Consider the following 17,274-nt stretch of genomic DNA (forward strand, 5'->3'; position numbering starts at 1 on the left):
CCGGCCCCAGATCCGGGCGACCGGCATCCCGGAACGATCTCCTTCGGGGCCGGCGCGGCGTCACCGGCGTGTCGCTCCCGAGAGCCCCGCCCACCGTCCGGTATCGGAGCGCTCGGCGCATTCCGGTGAAATCCGTGATCGACTTCGCCGCTCCGGCCGTCACTCTGCGTCGAGATCGGTGTGACGCGTGGGGCCGGTGTGGGTGGATCACGGCCGTCCGCCGCCCCCGTCGACGCCGTCGCGCCATCACCCTCGGTCCACGATCCACCACGTTTCCACCCACACCTGGGGACAACTCTGTGGATGACTCCCGCGGAGCCCGTGGACGGATCGCCGTGGATCGGTGGACAACTCGGCCGTCACCCCGGGATGGATCGGGGACGGATGGCGGGACAGCTCGCCGGTCCACCGCTCCACGGACCTGTCAACCGATGCCCCCACGGACACGTCCCCAGTCGACGCGGCCAGCTGACCAGCACAGATCGACGTCATCCACACCGTGCACAGCACTTACTACTACGACGGTTGTTCTCTCTTCAGTACTTCTTCTTCAAGAACGAGTGTGTGGAGCGGACACGGACGGGTCCCCGGACACCGTCACGACCGGGCACACGCAGTCGCCCGCTCCCGCCGGGTGACGGGGCCGGGGCGGCGTGGAAACTGTCGGTCGGAGGCTCTACCGTGAGCCTCCCGGCGAGTCCGGGTCCCGGCTCCGGGACTCCAGGACCCGCTCTGCTCCACCGCCGTCCCGCCGGGGCGTCCGGCCCGAACGGCCGGCGTGATCGGCGCTACCGGGGAAGGTCCTTGATGAAGTTCCGGGTCGAACGCGACGTCCTTGCGGACGCAGCCGCCTGGGTGGCACGCAGCCTTCCGGCGCGCCCACCCGTGCCCGTCCTCGGCGGAGTACTGATCCAGTCCGGCGGCGCCGACGGGGCCGACGGCGCCGCCGAACGGCTGACCGTCTCCGGCTTCGACTACGAGACCTCCGCCCGCGTCGAGCTGGATGCGACCGTCGGCGAACCCGGCCGGATGTTGGTCTCCGGCCGGCTGCTCGCCGACATCACCCGGGCGCTGCCCTCGAAGCCCGTCGACCTGGTGGTGGACGGAGCCCGCGCCACGATCAACTGCGGGAACAGTCGGTTCAGCCTCCCGACCATGCCGGTCGAGGACTACCCGCAGCTGCCGGAGATGCCGCAGAAGGCCGGCAGCGTCGCGGCCGACGCGCTCGCCGCCGCCGTGGCCCAGGTCGCGGTCGCCTCAGGCCGGGACGACACGCTGCCGATGCTCACCGGGATCCGGGTCGAGATCGAGGGGCCCCAGCTGACCCTCGCCGCCACCGACCGGTTCCGGCTCGCCGTCCGCGAGCTCGAGTGGTCCCCGGAGGACCCGTCGATCTCGACCGCGGTGCTGATCCCGGCGAAGACGCTCGCCGAGGTGGCCAAGACCCTGGCCGGGTCGGGCACCGTCGAGATCGCGCTGTCGGCCGGGGACGGGATGCTGGGCCTGACCGGCGGCGGACGCCGTTCCACCAGCCGCCTGCTCGACGCCGAGTTCCCCCGGTTCCGCCAGCTGATCCCGGCCGAGCACACCACCGCCGCCGAGCTCGACGTCGCCGGTCTGGTCGAGGCGATCAAGCGGGTGTCGCTGGTCGCGGACCGGGTGGCCCAGATCCGGCTGGAGTTCGGCGAGGACGGGCTGCGGCTGGCCGCCGGCGGCGACGACGTCGGGTCGGCCGAGGAGGAGCTGCCCTGCGCGCTGGACGGCAACCCGCTGACCATCGCGTTCAACCCCGGCTACCTGCTCGACGCGCTGGGTGCCCTGCACACGGACCGGGCGCAGCTGACCTTCACCACGCCGAACCGGCCGGCCCTGGTCCGCCCGGTCCCGCCGCCCGCCACCGACGACGCCGAGGCCCCGTCCCCGGAGCAGTCCGGGTACCTGCACCTGCTGATGCCGGTTCGGCTGCCCGGCTGAGCGCCGCAGCCCGCACCCCACCGGGCGGGACCGGAGCCGGACGGGAAGACTCGGCCCCGGCGTGATCGACGGCGGTCCCCGCCCCGGGCGGGGAGACCGGCCGCGGACACGCGGCACGAGCAGTGACCACAGCGCAGGACAGGGGGCCAGCACGGTGCAGATCGGACTGATCGGCCTGGGCCGCATGGGCGGCAACATGCGGGAACGGCTGCGCGCCGCCGGGCACGAGGTCGTCGGCTACGACCCGCGCCCCGAGATCAGCGACGTCGGCTCGCTGCAGGAGCTCGTCTCCGCGGTGCCGTCACCGCGGACGATCTGGGTGATGGTGCCCTCCGGTGAACCGACCCGGAACACCGTCGCCACCCTGGCGACCGTTCTCGGCGAGGGCGACCTGGTCATCGACGGTGGCAACTCCCGCTACACCGACGACCGGCCGAACGCCGCGCTGCTCGAGGCGCACGGCATCGGCTACGTCGACTGCGGGGTGTCCGGCGGGGTCTGGGGCCGCGACAACGGCTACGGCCTGATGGCCGGTGGCGAGCGGGTGCACATCGAGCAGGCCATGCCGGTCTTCGACGCGCTCCGGCCGGACGGGCCCCGCGAGGAGGGCTTCGCGCACGCCGGCCCGGTCGGTGCCGGGCACTTCTCGAAGATGGTCCACAACGGCATCGAGTACGGCCTGATGCAGGCCTACGCCGAGGGCTTCGAGCTGATGCAGGCCAGCGAGCTGGTCACCGACGTACCGGCCGTGATCCAGGCCTGGTCGCGCGGCACCGTCGTCCGGTCCTGGCTGCTGGACCTGCTGGTCGACGCTCTGAAGGAGGACCCGGCGCTGGACTCGCTCGAGGGCTGGGTCGACGACTCCGGCGAGGGCCGGTGGACGATCGAGGAGGCCATCGACCACGCGGTTCCGCTGCCGGTGATCTCCGCGGCGCTGTTCGCCCGGTTCTCGTCCCGGCAGGACGAGTCCCCGGCCATGAAGGCGGTGGCCGCGCTGCGCGCGCAGTTCGGCGGGCACGCGGTGAAGTCCGTGTCCGGTTCCGGTCCGGCCGGAGCACCCGGCGACAAGGCGGGTCCCGCCCCGGGTACCGGGGCGTCCCGGCCGGGAGGCTGACCGGCCGGTGTACCTGAAGCGGTTCTCGGTCACCGACTTCCGGTCCTGGCCGTCGGCCGAGCTGGAGCTCGAGCCCGGCGTCACCGTGCTGGTCGGGGCGAACGGAGCGGGCAAGACCAACCTGGTGGAGGGCGTCGGCTACCTGGCCTCGCTCGGCTCGCACCGGGTGTCCTCGGACGCCCCGCTGATCCGGCGCGGCGCGGAGCAGGCCCTGCTGCGCGGCGAGGTGCACCACCACGGCCGGATGCTCGGCGTCGAACTCGAGATCAACTCCGGGCGGCCGAACCGGGCCAGGGTGAACCGCTCGCCGGTCTCCCGCCCGCGCGACGTGCTGGGCATCCTGCGCAGCGTGCTGTTCGCCCCGGAGGACCTGGCACTCGTCCGGGGCGACCCGTCCGAACGACGTCGCTTCCTCGACGATCTGCTGGTCGCCCGGTTCCCGCGGTTCGCCGGCATCCGGGCCGACTACGACAAGGTGCTCCGCCAGCGCTCCGCGCTGCTCAAGACGGCCAAACCCGCGCTGCGCTCCGGGAGGGGCCGTACCCGGCGCCCGGAGCCGTCCGGCGACACGCAGGCGCGGGACGACCTCCCGGACGACCTGGCCACCCTGGAGATCTGGGACGGGCACCTGGCTCGGACCGGCGCCGCGCTGCTCGCCGGGCGGCGCGAGCTGGTGGTGGCGCTCGCGCCGTACGCGCGCGAGGCGTTCGGCCAGATCGCGCCGTCGTCGGACCCGATCGACCTGGACTACCGGTCCAGCGTGGGGGCCACCGGCGTGGCCGAGCTGCCCGCGACGACCGCCGAGCTGGAGGAGCTGCTGCTGACCCGGCTGGCCGAGGCCCGCTCGCAGGAGGTCGAGCGCGGGGTGTGCCTTGTCGGCCCGCACCGCGACGACCTGGACCTCGCGCTCGGCGACGGGCCGGCGAAGGGCTACGCCAGCCACGGTGAGTCCTGGGCGTTCGCGCTGGCACTGCGGCTGGCGTCCTACCGGCTGCTGCACGCCGACGACGTCGAGCCGGTGCTGGTGCTCGACGACGTGTTCGCCGAGCTCGACTCGTCCCGCCGCCGGGCGCTGGCCGGGCTCGTCGCCGGGGCCGAACAGGTCCTGGTCACCGCCGCGGTGGCCGAGGACGTCCCGCCAGAACTGGACGGGATCCACTACGACGTCGGCGAGGGCCGCGCGGTCCGCGTGGGCGGTGCCCGGATCGGGGAGATCGGGTGAGCACCGGTGCCGTGCGACGCCGCCGAGCAGGTCTCGGACGCGTCACGACGACCTGGGGACAAGACTGTGGATACTGTGGATAACCCGGGATCGGCGGGGGACGGACGCCGCCGGAACACGCAGAACGCCCGGACACGGCGTTCCGGGCGTCGCTCGGGTGCGGCCGCCCCTGGGGACGGCCGTCCCGCCGAGCCCGATCACGGCCCGGTCACGGGCGGCGGTGCGCGCGGCGGGGACCCGTCGCCCCGGGACGGCGGTCCGCCCGGGGAGCAGGGCGACCTGCTCGACGGCGAGCGGTCCGGTCTGCGCGGCGCCGACCTCGCCCGGGATGCGCTGCGGGCCGCCCGGGAGACGTCGGCCCGCAAGGCCGAGGAGCGGGCCGAGGAGCAGCGGCCGAAGCTGCGGGTCGTCTCCGGCAAGGGGCGCCGGCGTCGCTGGTCCGGCTCCGGGCCGGACGACCGGGACCCGCAGCCGTTCGGCCGGATCGTGTCCCGGGTGTCGATGGACCGGGGCTGGTCGTCCCGGCTGACCGACGCGACCGTGCTGGGCCGCTGGCCGCAGCTGGTCGGTTCGGACGTCGCCGACCACTGCACGCCGATCTCGCTGCGCGACGGCGAGCTGACCCTGCAGGCCGAGTCGACCGCGTGGGCCACCCAGCTGCGGACGCTGCAACGGCAGCTGCTGACCCGGCTCGCGGCCGCGGTCGGCCCGGACGTGGTGCGCCGGATCCGGGTGGTCGGCCCGAGCGGGCCGAGCTGGCGGCACGGGCCGCGACACGTCCGGGGGCGGGGCCCCCGCGACACCTACGGCTGAACCCCCGGCTGCGCTGCGTGGATCCGGTACTGCGTGGATCCGGTGCTGCGTGGGATCCGGTGCAGGGACGCCGGCAGCACGGGGCGCTGCTCGCGCGCGGGTGGGGGACCGGCCGGGCGCCCCGGATCGCTCTCGGTCGCGGTGAGCGCGCGATGAGGGGTCGCCCCACCGCTCGACTCCCGTTCGGCACATCCGATCCCGGGTGGGGAGCCGTTCGCCCGTCTGTGGCGATTCTGGGCGGGTCCTGACCGCCTTTCCGTCGGTGCCTACGGGTAGACTTGCAAGGGTGTTCCCGGGTGGCTCCCCCGCAGCGAAGGTTGCGGTGCCTGAGCGCCCGGTCGGTGGAACCGGCCCCGGCGGCGCCGGGCCGACTCACGTGGCGAGGAGAACCAGCAGCTCGTGGCTCAGGACAAGTCAGCGCAGAAGAACGCCTACGGCGCGTCGTCCATCACGGTCCTCAAGGGCCTGGAGGCGGTCCGCAAGCGGCCCGGCATGTACATCGGCTCCACCGGCGAGCGGGGCCTGCACCACCTGATCTGGGAGGTGGTGGACAACTCCGTCGACGAGGCGATGGCCGGCCATGCGACCCGGGTCGAGGTCGTCCTGCAGGCCGACGGCGGCGTCCGGGTCACCGACGACGGCCGCGGCATCCCGGTCGAGATGCACCCGGTGGAGAAGAAGCCGACCCTCGAGGTCGTCCTCACCAGTCTGCACGCGGGCGGCAAGTTCGACGACAAGTCCTACGCTGTGTCCGGCGGGCTGCACGGCGTCGGCGTCTCGGTGGTGAACGCGCTGTCCACCGAGCTGGACGTCGAGGTCCACCGGGACGGCAAGATCTGGACCCAGCGCTACGAGTACTCCAAGCCGGGCGAGCTGGTCGAGGCCGGTACCTCGAAGAAGACCGGCAGCACGATCACCTACTGGGCCGACCCGAAGATCTTCGAGTCGACCGAGTACACGCTGGAGACGATCCGTCGCCGGCTGCAGGAGCAGACGTTCCTGAACAAGGGCCTGACCATGGTCCTGCGCGACGAGCGCAATCCGGAGAGCCCGTCCGGTGTCCCCTCGACCGACACGATCGACGTCGACGGCAACCCGGTCGAGGCCGCCCCCGTGCCCGACGCCGACACCGAGCCGGACGCCGAGGGGTACGTCGGCAAGGTCAAGGAGTACGTCTTCCACTACCCGAACGGGCTCGAGGACTTCGTCGCGCACCTGAACAAGTCCAAGGACCCGATCCACCGCAAGATCGTCGCCTATACCGGCGACGGCCCCGGCCACCAGGTCGAGGTCGCCATGCAGTGGAACTCCGGCTACACCGAGTCCGTCTACACCTTCGCGAACACGATCAACACGCACGAGGGTGGCACGCACGAGGAGGGCTTCCGGCACGCGCTGACCGCGACCGTCAACCGGTATGCCCGCGACAAGAAGCTGATCAAGGAGAAGGACCCGGCGCTGTCCGGGGATGACATCCGCGAGGGTCTCGCCGCGATCGTCTCGGTCAAGATCGCCGAGCCGCAGTTCGAGGGTCAGACCAAGACCAAGCTGGGCAACACCGAGGTCAAGTCGTTCGTCCAGCGGATCAGCAACGAGTGGCTGGCCGACTGGTTCGAGCGCAACCCGACCGAGGCGAAGACGATCGTCAACAAGGCGGTCTCCTCGGCGCAGGCCCGGCTCGCCGCGCGCCGGGCCCGCGAGCTGGTCCGGCGCAAGAGCGCAGGCGACATCGGCGGCCTGCCGGGCAAGCTGTCCGACTGCCGGTCCCGGGATCCGGAGAGCTGCGAGCTCTACATCGTGGAGGGCGACTCGGCCGGCGGTTCGGCGAAGGCCGGCCGCGACTCGATGCACCAGGCGATCCTGCCGATCCGCGGAAAGATCATCAACGTCGAGAAGGCCCGGATCGACCGCGTCCTGAAGAACACCGAGGTCCAGTCGATCATCACGGCGCTGGGCACCGGCATCCACGACGACTTCGACCTGTCGAAGCTCCGATACCACAAGCTGGTGCTGATGGCCGACGCCGACGTCGACGGCCAGCACATCCGGACCCTGCTGCTCACGCTGCTGTTCCGGTTCATGCGGCCGATGATCGAGAACGGGCACGTCTTCCTGGCCCAGCCGCCGCTGTACAAGCTCAAGTGGAGCGGCCGCGGCGTCCCGCCGGAGTACGCCTACTCCGACCGCGAGCGGGACGGGCTGATCGAGGCCGGCCGCGCGGCCGGCAAGAAGCTCCCGAAGGACCAGGGCGTCCAGCGCTACAAGGGTCTCGGCGAGATGGACGCCAAGGAGCTGTGGGAGACGACGATGGACCCGTCGCACCGGCTGCTCTGGCAGGTCAGCCTGGACGACGCGGCGACCGCCGACGAGCTGTTCTCGGTGCTCATGGGCGAGGACGTGGAGTCCCGCCGGTCGTTCATCACCCGCAACGCCAAGGACGTGCGCTTCCTGGACGTGTGACCCGTCCGTACGTCTGTTCCATACGCACGTCTGACATCCACGAGGGGATAGCTCCGTGACGGACACGATCGACCCCGACGTCCCCACCGCGGGCGGCGGCGAGGGTGGTGGCGGCCGGGTCGAACCGGTCGACATCCAGCAGGAGATGCAGCGCTCCTACATCGACTACGCGATGAGCGTGATCGTCGGGCGGGCGCTGCCGCTGGTCGAGGACGGGCTCAAGCCGGTGCACCGCCGGGTCCTGTACTCGATGGGCGAGAACGGGTTCCGCCCCGAACGCTCGTACGTCAAGTGCGCCCGCGTCGTCGGTGACGTGATGGGTAACTACCACCCGCACGGCGACTCGGCGATCTACGACGCGCTGGTCCGGCTGGCCCAGCCGTGGTCGATGCGCTACCCGCTGATCGACGGCCAGGGCAACTTCGGCTCCCGCGGCAACGACCCCGCCGCGGCGATGCGCTACACCGAGTGCAAGCTGTCCCCGCTGGCCATGGCCATGCTGGCGGACATCGAGGAAGACACCGTCGACTTCCTCGAGAACTACGACGGCAAGACCCAGGAACCGGTCGTCCTGCCGTCCCGGGTGCCGAACCTGCTGATCAACGGCAGCTCCGGCATCGCCGTCGGGATGGCGACCAACATCCCGCCGCACAACCTGCGCGAGGTCGGCGACGGCGTCACCTGGTGCCTGGAGAACCCCGATGCCTCGGACGACGAGCTGCTCGAGGCCCTGATGGCCCGGATCAAGGGCCCGGACTTCCCGACGCACGGTCTGATCGTCGGGCGGGACGGCATCGAGTCGGCCTACCGGACCGGCCGCGGCTCGGTCCGGATGCGCGCCGTCGTCGAGGTGGAGGAGGACACCAAGGGGCGGACCACGCTGGTGGTCACCGAGCTGCCCTACATGGTGAACCCGGACAACCTCATCGAGTCGATCGCCCTGATGGTGCGGGACGGCAAGATCGCCGGGATCTCCGAGATCGTCGACGAGTCGTCGGACCGGATCGGCATGCGGATCGTGATCACGCTGAAGCGGGACGCGGTCGCCAAGGTCGTGCAGAACAACCTGTACAAGCACACCCAGCTGCAGCACAGCTTCGGCGTGAACATGCTGTCCATCGTCGACGGCGTGCCGCGCACGCTGCGGCTCGACCAGATGGTCCGGCACTACGTCCGGCACCAGATCGACGTCGTCGTCCGGCGGACCCGGTACCGGCTGCGCAAGGCCGAGGAACGGGCCCACATCCTGCGCGGTCTGGTCAAGGCGCTGGACGCGCTGGACGAGGTCATCGCCCTGATCCGGGCCTCGGAGACGGTCGACGTCGCCCGGGCCGGTCTGATCGACCTGCTCACGATCGACGAGATCCAGGCCCAGGCGATCCTGGACATGCAGCTGCGCCGGCTCGCCGCCCTGGAACGCCAGAAGATCATCGACGAGCTGGCCGAGATCGAGGAGTACATCGCCGACCTGCAGGACATCCTGGCGCGGCCCGAGCGGCAGCGGCAGATCGTCCGCGACGAGCTCAACGAGATCGTCGAGAAGCACGGCGACGGCAGGCGGACCCGGCTGATCGGGGACGACGGCGAGGTCACCGACGAGGACCTGATCGCGGTCGAGGACGTCGTCGTCACGATCACCCGCACCGGTTACGCGAAGCGCACGAAGACCGACCTGTACCGCGCGCAGAAGCGCGGCGGGAAGGGCGTGCAGGGCGCGCAGCTGAAGCAGGACGACATCGTCAACCACTTCTTCGTCTGCTCCACGCACGACTGGATGCTGTTCTTCACCAACCGCGGGCGGGTCTACCGGCTCAAGGCCTACGAGCTGCCCGAGGCGAACCGGACGGCGCGCGGGCAGCACCTGGCGAACCTCTTGGCGCTGCAGCCGGACGAGGAGATCGCCCAGGTCATGCAGATCAAGGACTACCAGGCACGGCCGTACCTCGTGCTGGCGACGAAGAACGGCCTGGTGAAGAAGTCCCGGCTGACCGACTTCGACTCCAACCGCACCGGTGGCCTGATCGGCATCAACCTGCGCGACGACGACGAGCTGGTCGGCGCCGTGCTCTGCTCGGCGGACGACGACCTGCTGCTCGTCTCCGCGGAGGGCCAGTCGATCCGGTTCACAGCGACCGACGACGCGCTGCGGCCGATGGGCCGGGCGACGTCGGGTGTGCTGGGCATGCGGTTCAACTCGGGTGACCGGCTGCTCGCACTCGGCGTGATCCGGTCCGGCACCTTCCTGCTGGTGGCGACCGCGGGTGGGTACGGCAAGCGGACTCCGATCGAGGACTACCCGGTGCAGGGTCGCGGCGGGAAGGGAGTGTTGACCCTCCAGTACGACCGCCGGCGTGGCACGCTGGTCGGTGCACTCATCGTCGGGATCGACGACGAGCTGTACGCGATCACCTCCAACGGTGGGGTCATCCGGACCTCCGCCCGGGAGGTCCGCAAGGCCGGACGGCAGACGAAGGGGGTCCGCCTGATGAACCTGGGCGAGAACTCGACGCTGCTGGCGGTCGCCCGCAACGCCGAGGAGACCGAGGAGGACCCGGGCCAGCAGGCGTAGGTCGGTGGCGGCCGGCCCCGGGGCCGGCCGCCTCGACCCGCCGCCCGGGTACGTCCGCACCGAGAGCGCCGACCAGCGAGGAGAGCTCCAGCTCGTGAGCACCGACGACCGCACCCCGTCACCGGGCGAGGGCCGCACCGTCGCCACCGACGCCGACCGGGCGGGGCCGGCGGCCGAGGAGTCGGCGCGCCCGACCACGCCGAGCCCGACGCCGCGCGCCGGATCCAACGGCGCGGCCGAGTCGCCCGGGACCGTTGAGGCAGAGGCAGAGGGAACTCCCGAGGCCGCCGCCGCGCCGGCCGAGGAGCCTGCGCCGTCGGACCCGTCGGGTGCGTCCCCACCGCCGTGGCGTCGGGTGCCGGACAGCGCGGGCGGGTCGGGGGAGTCGGACGAGCGTCCGTCCGTCGCCGATTCGCTGCTGAGCGAGGCGCCGACCGCGTTCCTCACCGCACCCGGCGCAGCCGGGGCAGGTTCCGGCACCGGTACCGCGACGGCGGTGCGCGAACAGGACGAGCGGTCGGCGGGGAGCACCTCCGCCACCGGCGGTTCGGAGACCCCGCGCGCCGCGGTCCGCAACCGGCCGCCGCGCCAGGCGCTGCTCCAGCTCAAGCGGCTGGACCCGTGGTCGGTGCTGAAGATGGCGCTCGCGCTGGCCGTGGTGTTGTTCCTGGTGTGGATGGTCGCCGCCGGTGTGCTGTACGGCGTGCTCGGCGGCATGGGCGTCTGGGACCGGCTGAACGGGACTTACGCCGACCTGGTCACCGGCCAGCAGGCGACCGGTGGGACGCTGATCAGCGCCTGGCGGGTGTTCGGCGTGGCCGCCGTCGTCGGGGCGATCAACAGCCTGCTGTTCGCCGTCGCGATGACGATCGTGGCGTTCGTGTACAACGTGACCGCCGACCTGGTCGGTGGGGTCGAGGTCACGCTCTCCGAGCGGGACTGAGGGTGCTCCGCACGCCGCCCCCCTCGGAACGCGGTGGTCGGCGTGCGGTAGTCTCCTCGTTGTCGCAAGGGCCTATAGCTCAGTTGGTTAGAGCGCATCGCTGATAACGATGAGGTCGCTGGTTCAAATCCAGCTAGGCCCACCCTTCTGCCCTCCGAAGTTCTCGTGAGGAGACCGTCGATGAAGAAGCTGCTCGCCCTGGTCCTGGTGGCCGGTGCCGCCTACGTCGGCTGGTCGAAGGTCCGGGGCGTCGGCTCCGACGACCTGTGGCACGAGGCCACCACCCGCTGAGCCCCGCCCGGGTACCCTGCACGGAGACCCACTCGGGGGACGTAGCTCAATTGGCAGAGCACCGCCTTTGCAAGGCGGGGGTTAGGGGTTCGATTCCCCTCGTCTCCACCAGCAGGAACACACCTCCCCACCCCTCGCCCTGAGCCATGCTGAAGCCGGCTTGTTGCACTACTGCGGTGGAGGAGTTGCGGCGTTCTGTCGGGCGACCACCCACCATCGGTCTTTCTCCCGGGTGAGGATGTAGAGCGCAACCATCGCCGGGGCACCGGTAGCGCGACGTCCGTTCTCGACTGCCCATGCGTGCTTGTGGGCAACAGCGACATCGGGTCGGATGAAGATCAGGCCGGCCAGCTCGTACTCGGCGATCTCGTCACGTAGTGGGCCCTGCAGGCCGAGGCGGCTCACCGCGAGTGCCGCGTCCCGGTTGGTCGTCCGGGAGCCGACCACGTTCACCGTCGAGGCGTTCATCGCGAGCTGTCCGGTCAGTAGCTCTGCGTCATTGGTGTTGGAACCACGTTCGATGTCGGAGATCAGGGCCGCGATGGCGGCGCGGTCCTCGGTGTGGTCGATGCTGAGATCTTCAACGTTGGGGACGTCCATGCTCAGACCATCCAAACTGAACCTAACTTCAGGTCAAGACTGTCGAGGTGTGGCCCGCTTCCAGTGGGTTGACCGGATGGCGTCCCAGCTCAGGTTGCGGCATGTGCCCACGGCCCGTGACGTCGTCCTTGACCGTGCCGCAGCGGCACGGTGTCCGATCGGGACGTCCACGTTCGAGAGGAGACGTCCCGTGTCCGCCGAGATCCACCCGCCACCGCCGATCCCCAGTCGTGGTCCCGCACTGCCTGCGTCGCCGACGCCGATTTCCGAGCGCGCCCTCGCCCCGGACCTCGCACGGGGGTTGATGCTGCTGCTCATCGCGCTCGCGCATGTGCCGTGGTTCCTGTGGACCTCTGACGTCGGTTCGACGCTGCTGCACCCGGCCGACGGCAGCCTGGTCGACCGGATCGCGCAGGCCGTGACGATCGTGGCCGTCGACGGGCGGGCCTGGACGCTGTTCGGGTTCCTGTTCGCCTACGGCATCGGGCAGCTCAGTGCCCGCCGGATCGCCGTCGGCAGCTCCGGTCACGATGTCGGCCGGCTCCTGCGCAGGCGTCACTGGTGGCTGCTCGCGTTCGGGCTCGTCCACGCCGCGTTGCTGTGGCAGGGCGACATCCTCGCCACCTACGGGCTGCTCGGCCTGCTGCTCGTGCCACTGTTCCTGCACCGCACCGACCGCACGCTGATGGTCTGGATCGGTGTGCTGCTCGGCATCGCGGCCCTCGGCAACGTGCTCGTCGCCGCGCTCTCCCAGCTGGTGCCCGCGCCGGCCGGAGCGATGGGCATGCAGCAGCAGGCGATCGCCGAGCCGACCTACCTCACCTCGGTGGTGCTGCGCCTCGTGCTGTGGGCGCCGAGCCCGTTCTCGTCGTTGTTCGGACTGGTGATGCCTGCCGCGTTCCTGCTCGGGATCCTCGCCGCCCGGCACCGCGTGCTCGAGGAACCCGGGCGGCACCTGCCGCTGCTGCGGTGGACCGCCACGCTCGGCCTCGCGTTCGGCTGGGGTGCCGGCACGGTGCAGGCACTGATCCACCTCGGCGTGCTCGTCGTGCCGAACCCGTCGGCGTTCGTGTCGCTGCATCTCTACACCGGGATCTTCGCCGGTCTGGGCTACGCCGCACTGTTCGGGCTGCTCGCGCACCGGGTGACCGTGCGAGGTGGGACGCCGCCGCTCCCGGTCCGCGCGTTCGTCGCCCTGGGCCGCCGGTCGCTGTCCGGATACCTGGCGCAGTTTCTGGTGTTCGGACCGGTGCTGGCCGCGTGGGGGCTCGGTCTCGGCGCGTACCTGTCGAGCTGGTCGGCGGTGCTCATCGGGGTCGGGGTATGGAGCGCGACGGTCGTCGTGGCGTACCGGATGGATGTCGCCGAGATGCGCGGGCCGGCGGAGGTGTTGCTGCGGCGCCTGACCTACCGGCGAACCTGAACGGTCGGTACACGCCGCTGCCGCGGAGCACCGCGCCGATGGTGCGGAACACCCGGGTGACCCGTGGGGCGTGGGTCGTGGGCCATCGTGAACAGCGGGCCGGCGGCCTCGTTGTGCGTGGCCGGTGCGGCGAGGCGGGCCTCGGAGTCGACGCTCCCGAGGGCGGCGCGCCGCCGGTCGTTGTCGCCGCGGGCACCTTCGTCGGCGAGGACGCTCAACCAGTACTGCACGCGACGCCTCAGAAGGACCTGGCCACGAGCTCCTTCATGATCTCGTTGGCGCCGCCGTAGATCTTCTGCACGCGGGCCGAGGTGAACATGCGCGCGATCGGGTACTCATTCATGTAGCCGTACCCGCCGAACAGCTGCAGGCAGCGGTCGACGACCTTGTTCTGCACGTCGGTGCAGAAGAACTTCGCCATCGACGCCGACGCGGCGTCCAGCTCTCCCGCCATGTGGCGGGGGATGAACCCGTCGACCATGCTGCGGGCGGCCGTCGCGTCGGCGGCGCACTCGGCGAGCACGAAGCGGGTGTTCTGGAAGCTCATCAGGTTCTGCCCGAACGCCTCCCGCTCCTTCACGTACGCGATCGTCTCGCGGACGGCCGCGGTGGCGGCCGCGGCGCCGGCCACCGCGATGATCAGCCGTTCCTGGGGCAGTTGCTGCATCAGTTGCGCGAAGCCGCGTCCCTCCGCGCCGAGCAGGTTGCCCGCCGGGACCCGCATGCCGGAGAAGAACAGCTCCCGGGTGTCCTGGCCGTGCTGGCCGATCTTGTCCAGCACGCGTCCGCGCTCGAAGCCCGCCAGGCCCTCGGTCTCGGCGACGATGAGGGACAGACCCTTGCCGCCCTCGTCGTCCCCGGTGCGGGCGACGATGACCAGCAGGTCGCAGTGGGTGCCGTTGGAGATGAAGGTCTTGGCACCGTCGATCACGTAGTCCTCGCCGTCGCGGCGGGCGCGGGTGCGGACGCTCTGCAGGTCCGAGCCGGTTCCGGGTTCGGTCATGGCGATCGCGGCGACGAGGTCACCCGAGGCCATGCCGGGCAGCCAGCGCTGCTTCTGCTCCTCGGTACCGAACGCGTTGATGTAGTGCGCGACGATCGTGCTGTGGACCATGTTGGCCCAGGCGTCGTCACCGACGCGGGCCTGTTCCTCGGCGATGACGGCCTCGTGGGCGAACGTCGCGCCGCCGCCGCCGTACTCCTCGGGGATGCTGATGCAGAGCAGCCCGGCCCGGCCGGCGGCCCGCCAGAACTCGCGGTCGACCATGTGCGCCGCCGCCCAGCGCTCCTGGTTCGGCACGACCTCCTTCGCGATGAAGGTACGGGCGAGCCCGCGCAGGTCGTCGAGCTCCTGGGTGGCCCAGGTGGCGCGGTAGTCGTCGAGAATCATCGGATGCTCCCTCTCATCGGCCGGTGAAGGCTGGTGTGCGGCCCGCGGTGAAGGCGGACAGCCCCTCGCGGGCGTCGTCGGTGCCGAGCGCGCGCAGGAAGTGGTGGCGTTCGGTCGCCAGCCCCTCCCGCAGCGGCTGGTCGTGGGCCCGGCGGGCGGCGTCCGCGGCGAGTGCCACGGCTCGCGGTGCGTTGCCGGCGATGCGGCGGGCCAGCCCGATCGCGGCCGGGACGACCTCGTCGTCGTCGACCACGTCGGCGACCAGCCCGGCGTCGCAGGCCCATGCGGCGTCGACCGGGTCGCCGGACAGCAGCATGCGCATCGCCTTGGACTTGCCGACCGCGTGCACGAGTCGCTGCGTGCCACCGGCCCCGGGGATGACTCCGAGCGTGACCTCGGGGACGGCGAACCGGGCGGAACGGCCGGCGATCGCGATGTCGCAGGCCAGCGCCAGCTCGCACCCGCCGCCGTAGGCGATACCGCGCACGGCCGCGACCGTCGGTGTCGGGTAGTCGGTGAGGACGTCGAAGAGCCGGTCGAACGGCAGCTCGTCGGTCGGCGCCGCGCCGATCATGGCCGGGACCTCGGCGATGTCGGCGCCGGCGCAGAACGCCGGGCCGGCGCCGGTGAGGACCACGACGCGCACGTCGGGGTCGGCGGCCGCGTCGGTGAGCCGGCCGGTCAGCTCGGTGACCAGGTCGCGGCCGAGCGCGTTGTAGGACCCGGCGTGCTCCAGCGTGAGCAGTGCGACCGGGCCGTGCCGCTCGGTGGAGACCAGGGTCCGGGTGGGCCGCTCAGTCATCGGTACCGCCGTAGTGACCGGCCCACGTCGCGCGGATGGTCTTCTTGTCGGCCTTGCCGACGCTGGTGCGGGGGATCTCGCTGACCGTGGTGAAGGACTCCGGCAGCTGCCAGGACGCGAACGCCGGCGACAGGTGCGCATGCAGGTCCGCGAGCGTCACCTCGTGGCCGGGGGTCGGGACGATGAGCACGAACGGTCGCTCCTGCCACTTGGGGTGCGGCAGCCCGACGACCGCCGCCTGGGCGACGGCGGGGTGGCCGGCCAGGAGGTTCTCCATGTCGATGGAGGAGATCCACTCGCCGCCGCTCTTGATCACGTCCTTGAGCCGGTCGGTGACCTTGAGGTAGCCGTCCGGGTCGATCGTGCCGACGTCGCCGCTGCGCCACCAGCCGCCCGTGAAACGGTCGTCGGCGTCGGCCATGTTGTGGTAGCGCGTGGTGATCCACGGGCCGCGCACGCAGATCTCGCCCTGGGCGACGCCGTCGTGCGGGACGTCCTCGCCGGCCGCGTCGACGAGCCGGACGTCGACCAGGGTGGCGGGGAGCCCCTGCTTGCGCTTGAGCTCGAGCAGGTCGTCACCGGACAGGCGGGCGCGCACGCCCGGTTTGTACCGGTTCATGGTGACCAGCGGCGTGGTCTCGGTCGCGCCGTAGGCGTGCACGATCTCCGCGCCGGTCAGCTCGGCGAAGCCGCGCATCAGCGACAGCGGCGGCTCGGTCGCGCCCGACATCATCCGCAGCCGCCCCAGATCGGGCTTGTCCTCGAGCGAGCGGATGTAGTCCAGCATCGGCCCGAAGATCGCGGGAGCACCGTTGGTGACGGTCACATCCTCGGCGATCAGCGCGTCGGTCAGCGGCTTGGTGTCCTCGGCCGTGTACCGGCCCGGCAGGACGATCTTGTTGGCGGTCAGGGTGGCCGCCTGCGGCAGACCCCAGGCCTGCCCGTGGAACATCGGCGTGATCAGCATCGTGCAGTCGTCGAGGGTCATGCCGATGTTCGTGGCGAGCGAGAAGGAGTGCAGGCAGATCGCGCGGTGCGAGTAGTAGACGCCCTTCGGCCTGCCGGTGGTGCCGGTCGTGTAGCAGGCGCTGTAGGCGGAGCGTTCGTCGATCTCCGGCCAGTCGATCCGGGGGGCCGCGGCAGCGACGAGGTCCTCGTAGTGGTGCACGTTCGGCAGCGTCGTGCTGATCCGGTCGAGCGGCTTGTCCGTCAGCACGACCCACGCCGTGACGTCGGGCAGCATCGGGGCCACGGCCTCGGCGACCGACAGCAGCGTCTCGTCCACACAGACGATCGAGGTCCCGCTGTCGGAGACGACGAAGGAGAGGTCCTCGGGCCCCAGGCGCAGGTTGAGCTGCACCATCACCGACCCGAGACCGGGGATCGCCCAGTAGAGCTCGTAGTGGCGGCGGCTGTTCCAGTCGAGGATGCCGACCCGGGTGGCCGGGCCGGCACCGAGGCCGGCCAGGGCGTTCGCCCCGCGCACGATGCGGTCGTAGGCGTCGGCGTAGGTGTAGCGGCCCCAGCCGCCGTCCGGGAGGCGGTGGACGATCTCGCGGTCGCCGTGGGTCCGGGCGGCGTGCCGGATCAGAGTGGTGGTGTTGAGCTGGACGTCGTCGCCCATCGTGGACGGGTGTCCGGTCACGACGGGGCGGGTGGGTGCCGGCACGCGG

Annotated in this window: 13 protein-coding genes and 2 tRNA genes; 11 read left to right on the forward strand and 4 right to left on the reverse strand. The window is 71.4% G+C overall.

Translation table 11 applies throughout. The features are described from left to right. Nucleotides 1-807: 807 nt before the first annotated feature. From dnaN to ACLFMI_RS06550, 10 genes are all read left to right on the forward strand, one after another. Entirely contained in the window at nt 808-1,974 is a 1,167-nt protein-coding gene (gene dnaN / locus ACLFMI_RS06505; RefSeq protein ID WP_410946816.1) for a DNA polymerase III subunit beta, read from the forward strand. Nucleotides 1,975-2,035: 61 nt separating this feature from the next. After that, nucleotides 2,036-3,088 (forward strand): phosphogluconate dehydrogenase (NAD(+)-dependent, decarboxylating), encoded by a 1,053-nt coding sequence (gnd, locus tag ACLFMI_RS06510; RefSeq protein WP_410946817.1) that lies wholly within the window; start codon nt 2,036-2,038, stop codon nt 3,086-3,088. A 7-nt stretch (nt 3,089-3,095) separates the two neighbouring features. After that, nucleotides 3,096-4,310, forward strand: a complete 1,215-nt coding sequence (gene recF / locus ACLFMI_RS06515; RefSeq protein WP_410946818.1) for a DNA replication/repair protein RecF — start codon at nt 3,096-3,098, stop codon at nt 4,308-4,310. Between the two features lie 66 nt (nt 4,311-4,376). Beyond that, nucleotides 4,377-5,123, forward strand: coding sequence for a DciA family protein (locus tag ACLFMI_RS06520; RefSeq protein ID WP_410946819.1), 747 nt, complete (start codon nt 4,377-4,379; stop codon nt 5,121-5,123). Between the two features lie 399 nt (nt 5,124-5,522). Next, nucleotides 5,523-7,583, forward strand: coding sequence for a DNA topoisomerase (ATP-hydrolyzing) subunit B (gyrB, locus tag ACLFMI_RS06525; RefSeq protein WP_410946820.1), 2,061 nt, complete (start codon nt 5,523-5,525; stop codon nt 7,581-7,583). Between the two features lie 55 nt (nt 7,584-7,638). After that, nucleotides 7,639-10,152, forward strand: coding sequence for a DNA gyrase subunit A (gene gyrA, locus ACLFMI_RS06530; protein ID WP_410946821.1), 2,514 nt, complete (start codon nt 7,639-7,641; stop codon nt 10,150-10,152). Nucleotides 10,153-10,246: 94 nt separating this feature from the next. Continuing rightward, nucleotides 10,247-11,095: a DUF3566 domain-containing protein gene (locus ACLFMI_RS06535; protein ID WP_410946822.1), complete on the forward strand. Its 849-nt coding sequence runs from the start codon at nt 10,247-10,249 to the stop codon at nt 11,093-11,095. 68 nt (nt 11,096-11,163) lie between these two features. Next, a tRNA-Ile gene (locus ACLFMI_RS06540) sits at nt 11,164-11,237 on the forward strand. A 38-nt stretch (nt 11,238-11,275) separates the two neighbouring features. Further along, on the forward strand, nt 11,276-11,386 hold the full coding sequence (locus ACLFMI_RS06545) for a DLW-39 family protein (protein ID WP_410946823.1): 111 nt from the start codon (nt 11,276-11,278) through the stop codon (nt 11,384-11,386). Between the two features lie 35 nt (nt 11,387-11,421). Beyond that, a tRNA-Ala gene (locus ACLFMI_RS06550) sits at nt 11,422-11,497 on the forward strand. A gap of 57 nt (nt 11,498-11,554) precedes the next feature. Here the strand turns inward: ACLFMI_RS06550 and ACLFMI_RS06555 are convergent. After that, complete coding sequence (locus ACLFMI_RS06555) at nt 11,555-11,986, reverse strand: SgcJ/EcaC family oxidoreductase (protein WP_410946824.1); 432 nt, start codon at nt 11,984-11,986, stop codon at nt 11,555-11,557. Nucleotides 11,987-12,176: 190 nt separating this feature from the next. Between ACLFMI_RS06555 and ACLFMI_RS06560 the strand changes: the two genes are divergently transcribed. Then, the gene (locus tag ACLFMI_RS06560; protein WP_410946825.1) at nt 12,177-13,409 is read left to right on the forward strand and encodes a DUF418 domain-containing protein; all 1,233 of its coding nucleotides are present in this window, start codon (nt 12,177-12,179) and stop codon (nt 13,407-13,409) included. 238 nt (nt 13,410-13,647) lie between these two features. Here the strand turns inward: ACLFMI_RS06560 and ACLFMI_RS06565 are convergent, their stop codons facing one another. Genes ACLFMI_RS06565 through ACLFMI_RS06575 form a run of 3 tightly spaced genes read right to left on the reverse strand, consistent with a single transcriptional unit; the run spans nt 13,648 to nt 17,270 of the window. Next, a complete protein-coding gene (locus ACLFMI_RS06565) occupies nt 13,648-14,799 on the reverse strand; it encodes an acyl-CoA dehydrogenase family protein (protein WP_410946826.1) in 1,152 nt (383 codons plus the stop codon). 13 nt (nt 14,800-14,812) lie between these two features. After that, nucleotides 14,813-15,601: an enoyl-CoA hydratase/isomerase family protein gene (locus ACLFMI_RS06570; protein ID WP_410946827.1), complete on the reverse strand. Its 789-nt coding sequence runs from the start codon at nt 15,599-15,601 to the stop codon at nt 14,813-14,815. Beyond that, on the reverse strand, nt 15,594-17,270 hold the full coding sequence (locus tag ACLFMI_RS06575; protein ID WP_410946828.1) for a long-chain-fatty-acid--CoA ligase: 1,677 nt from the start codon (nt 17,268-17,270) through the stop codon (nt 15,594-15,596). Before ACLFMI_RS06575 ends, ACLFMI_RS06570 begins: the two co-directional genes overlap by 8 nt. Nucleotides 17,271-17,274 lie beyond the last annotated feature (4 nt).

Origin of the sequence: Pseudonocardia nantongensis, assembly GCF_046546495.1 — a bacterium.
In the GTDB taxonomy this organism is placed as follows: Bacteria; Actinomycetota; Actinomycetes; order Mycobacteriales; family Pseudonocardiaceae; genus Pseudonocardia; species Pseudonocardia nantongensis.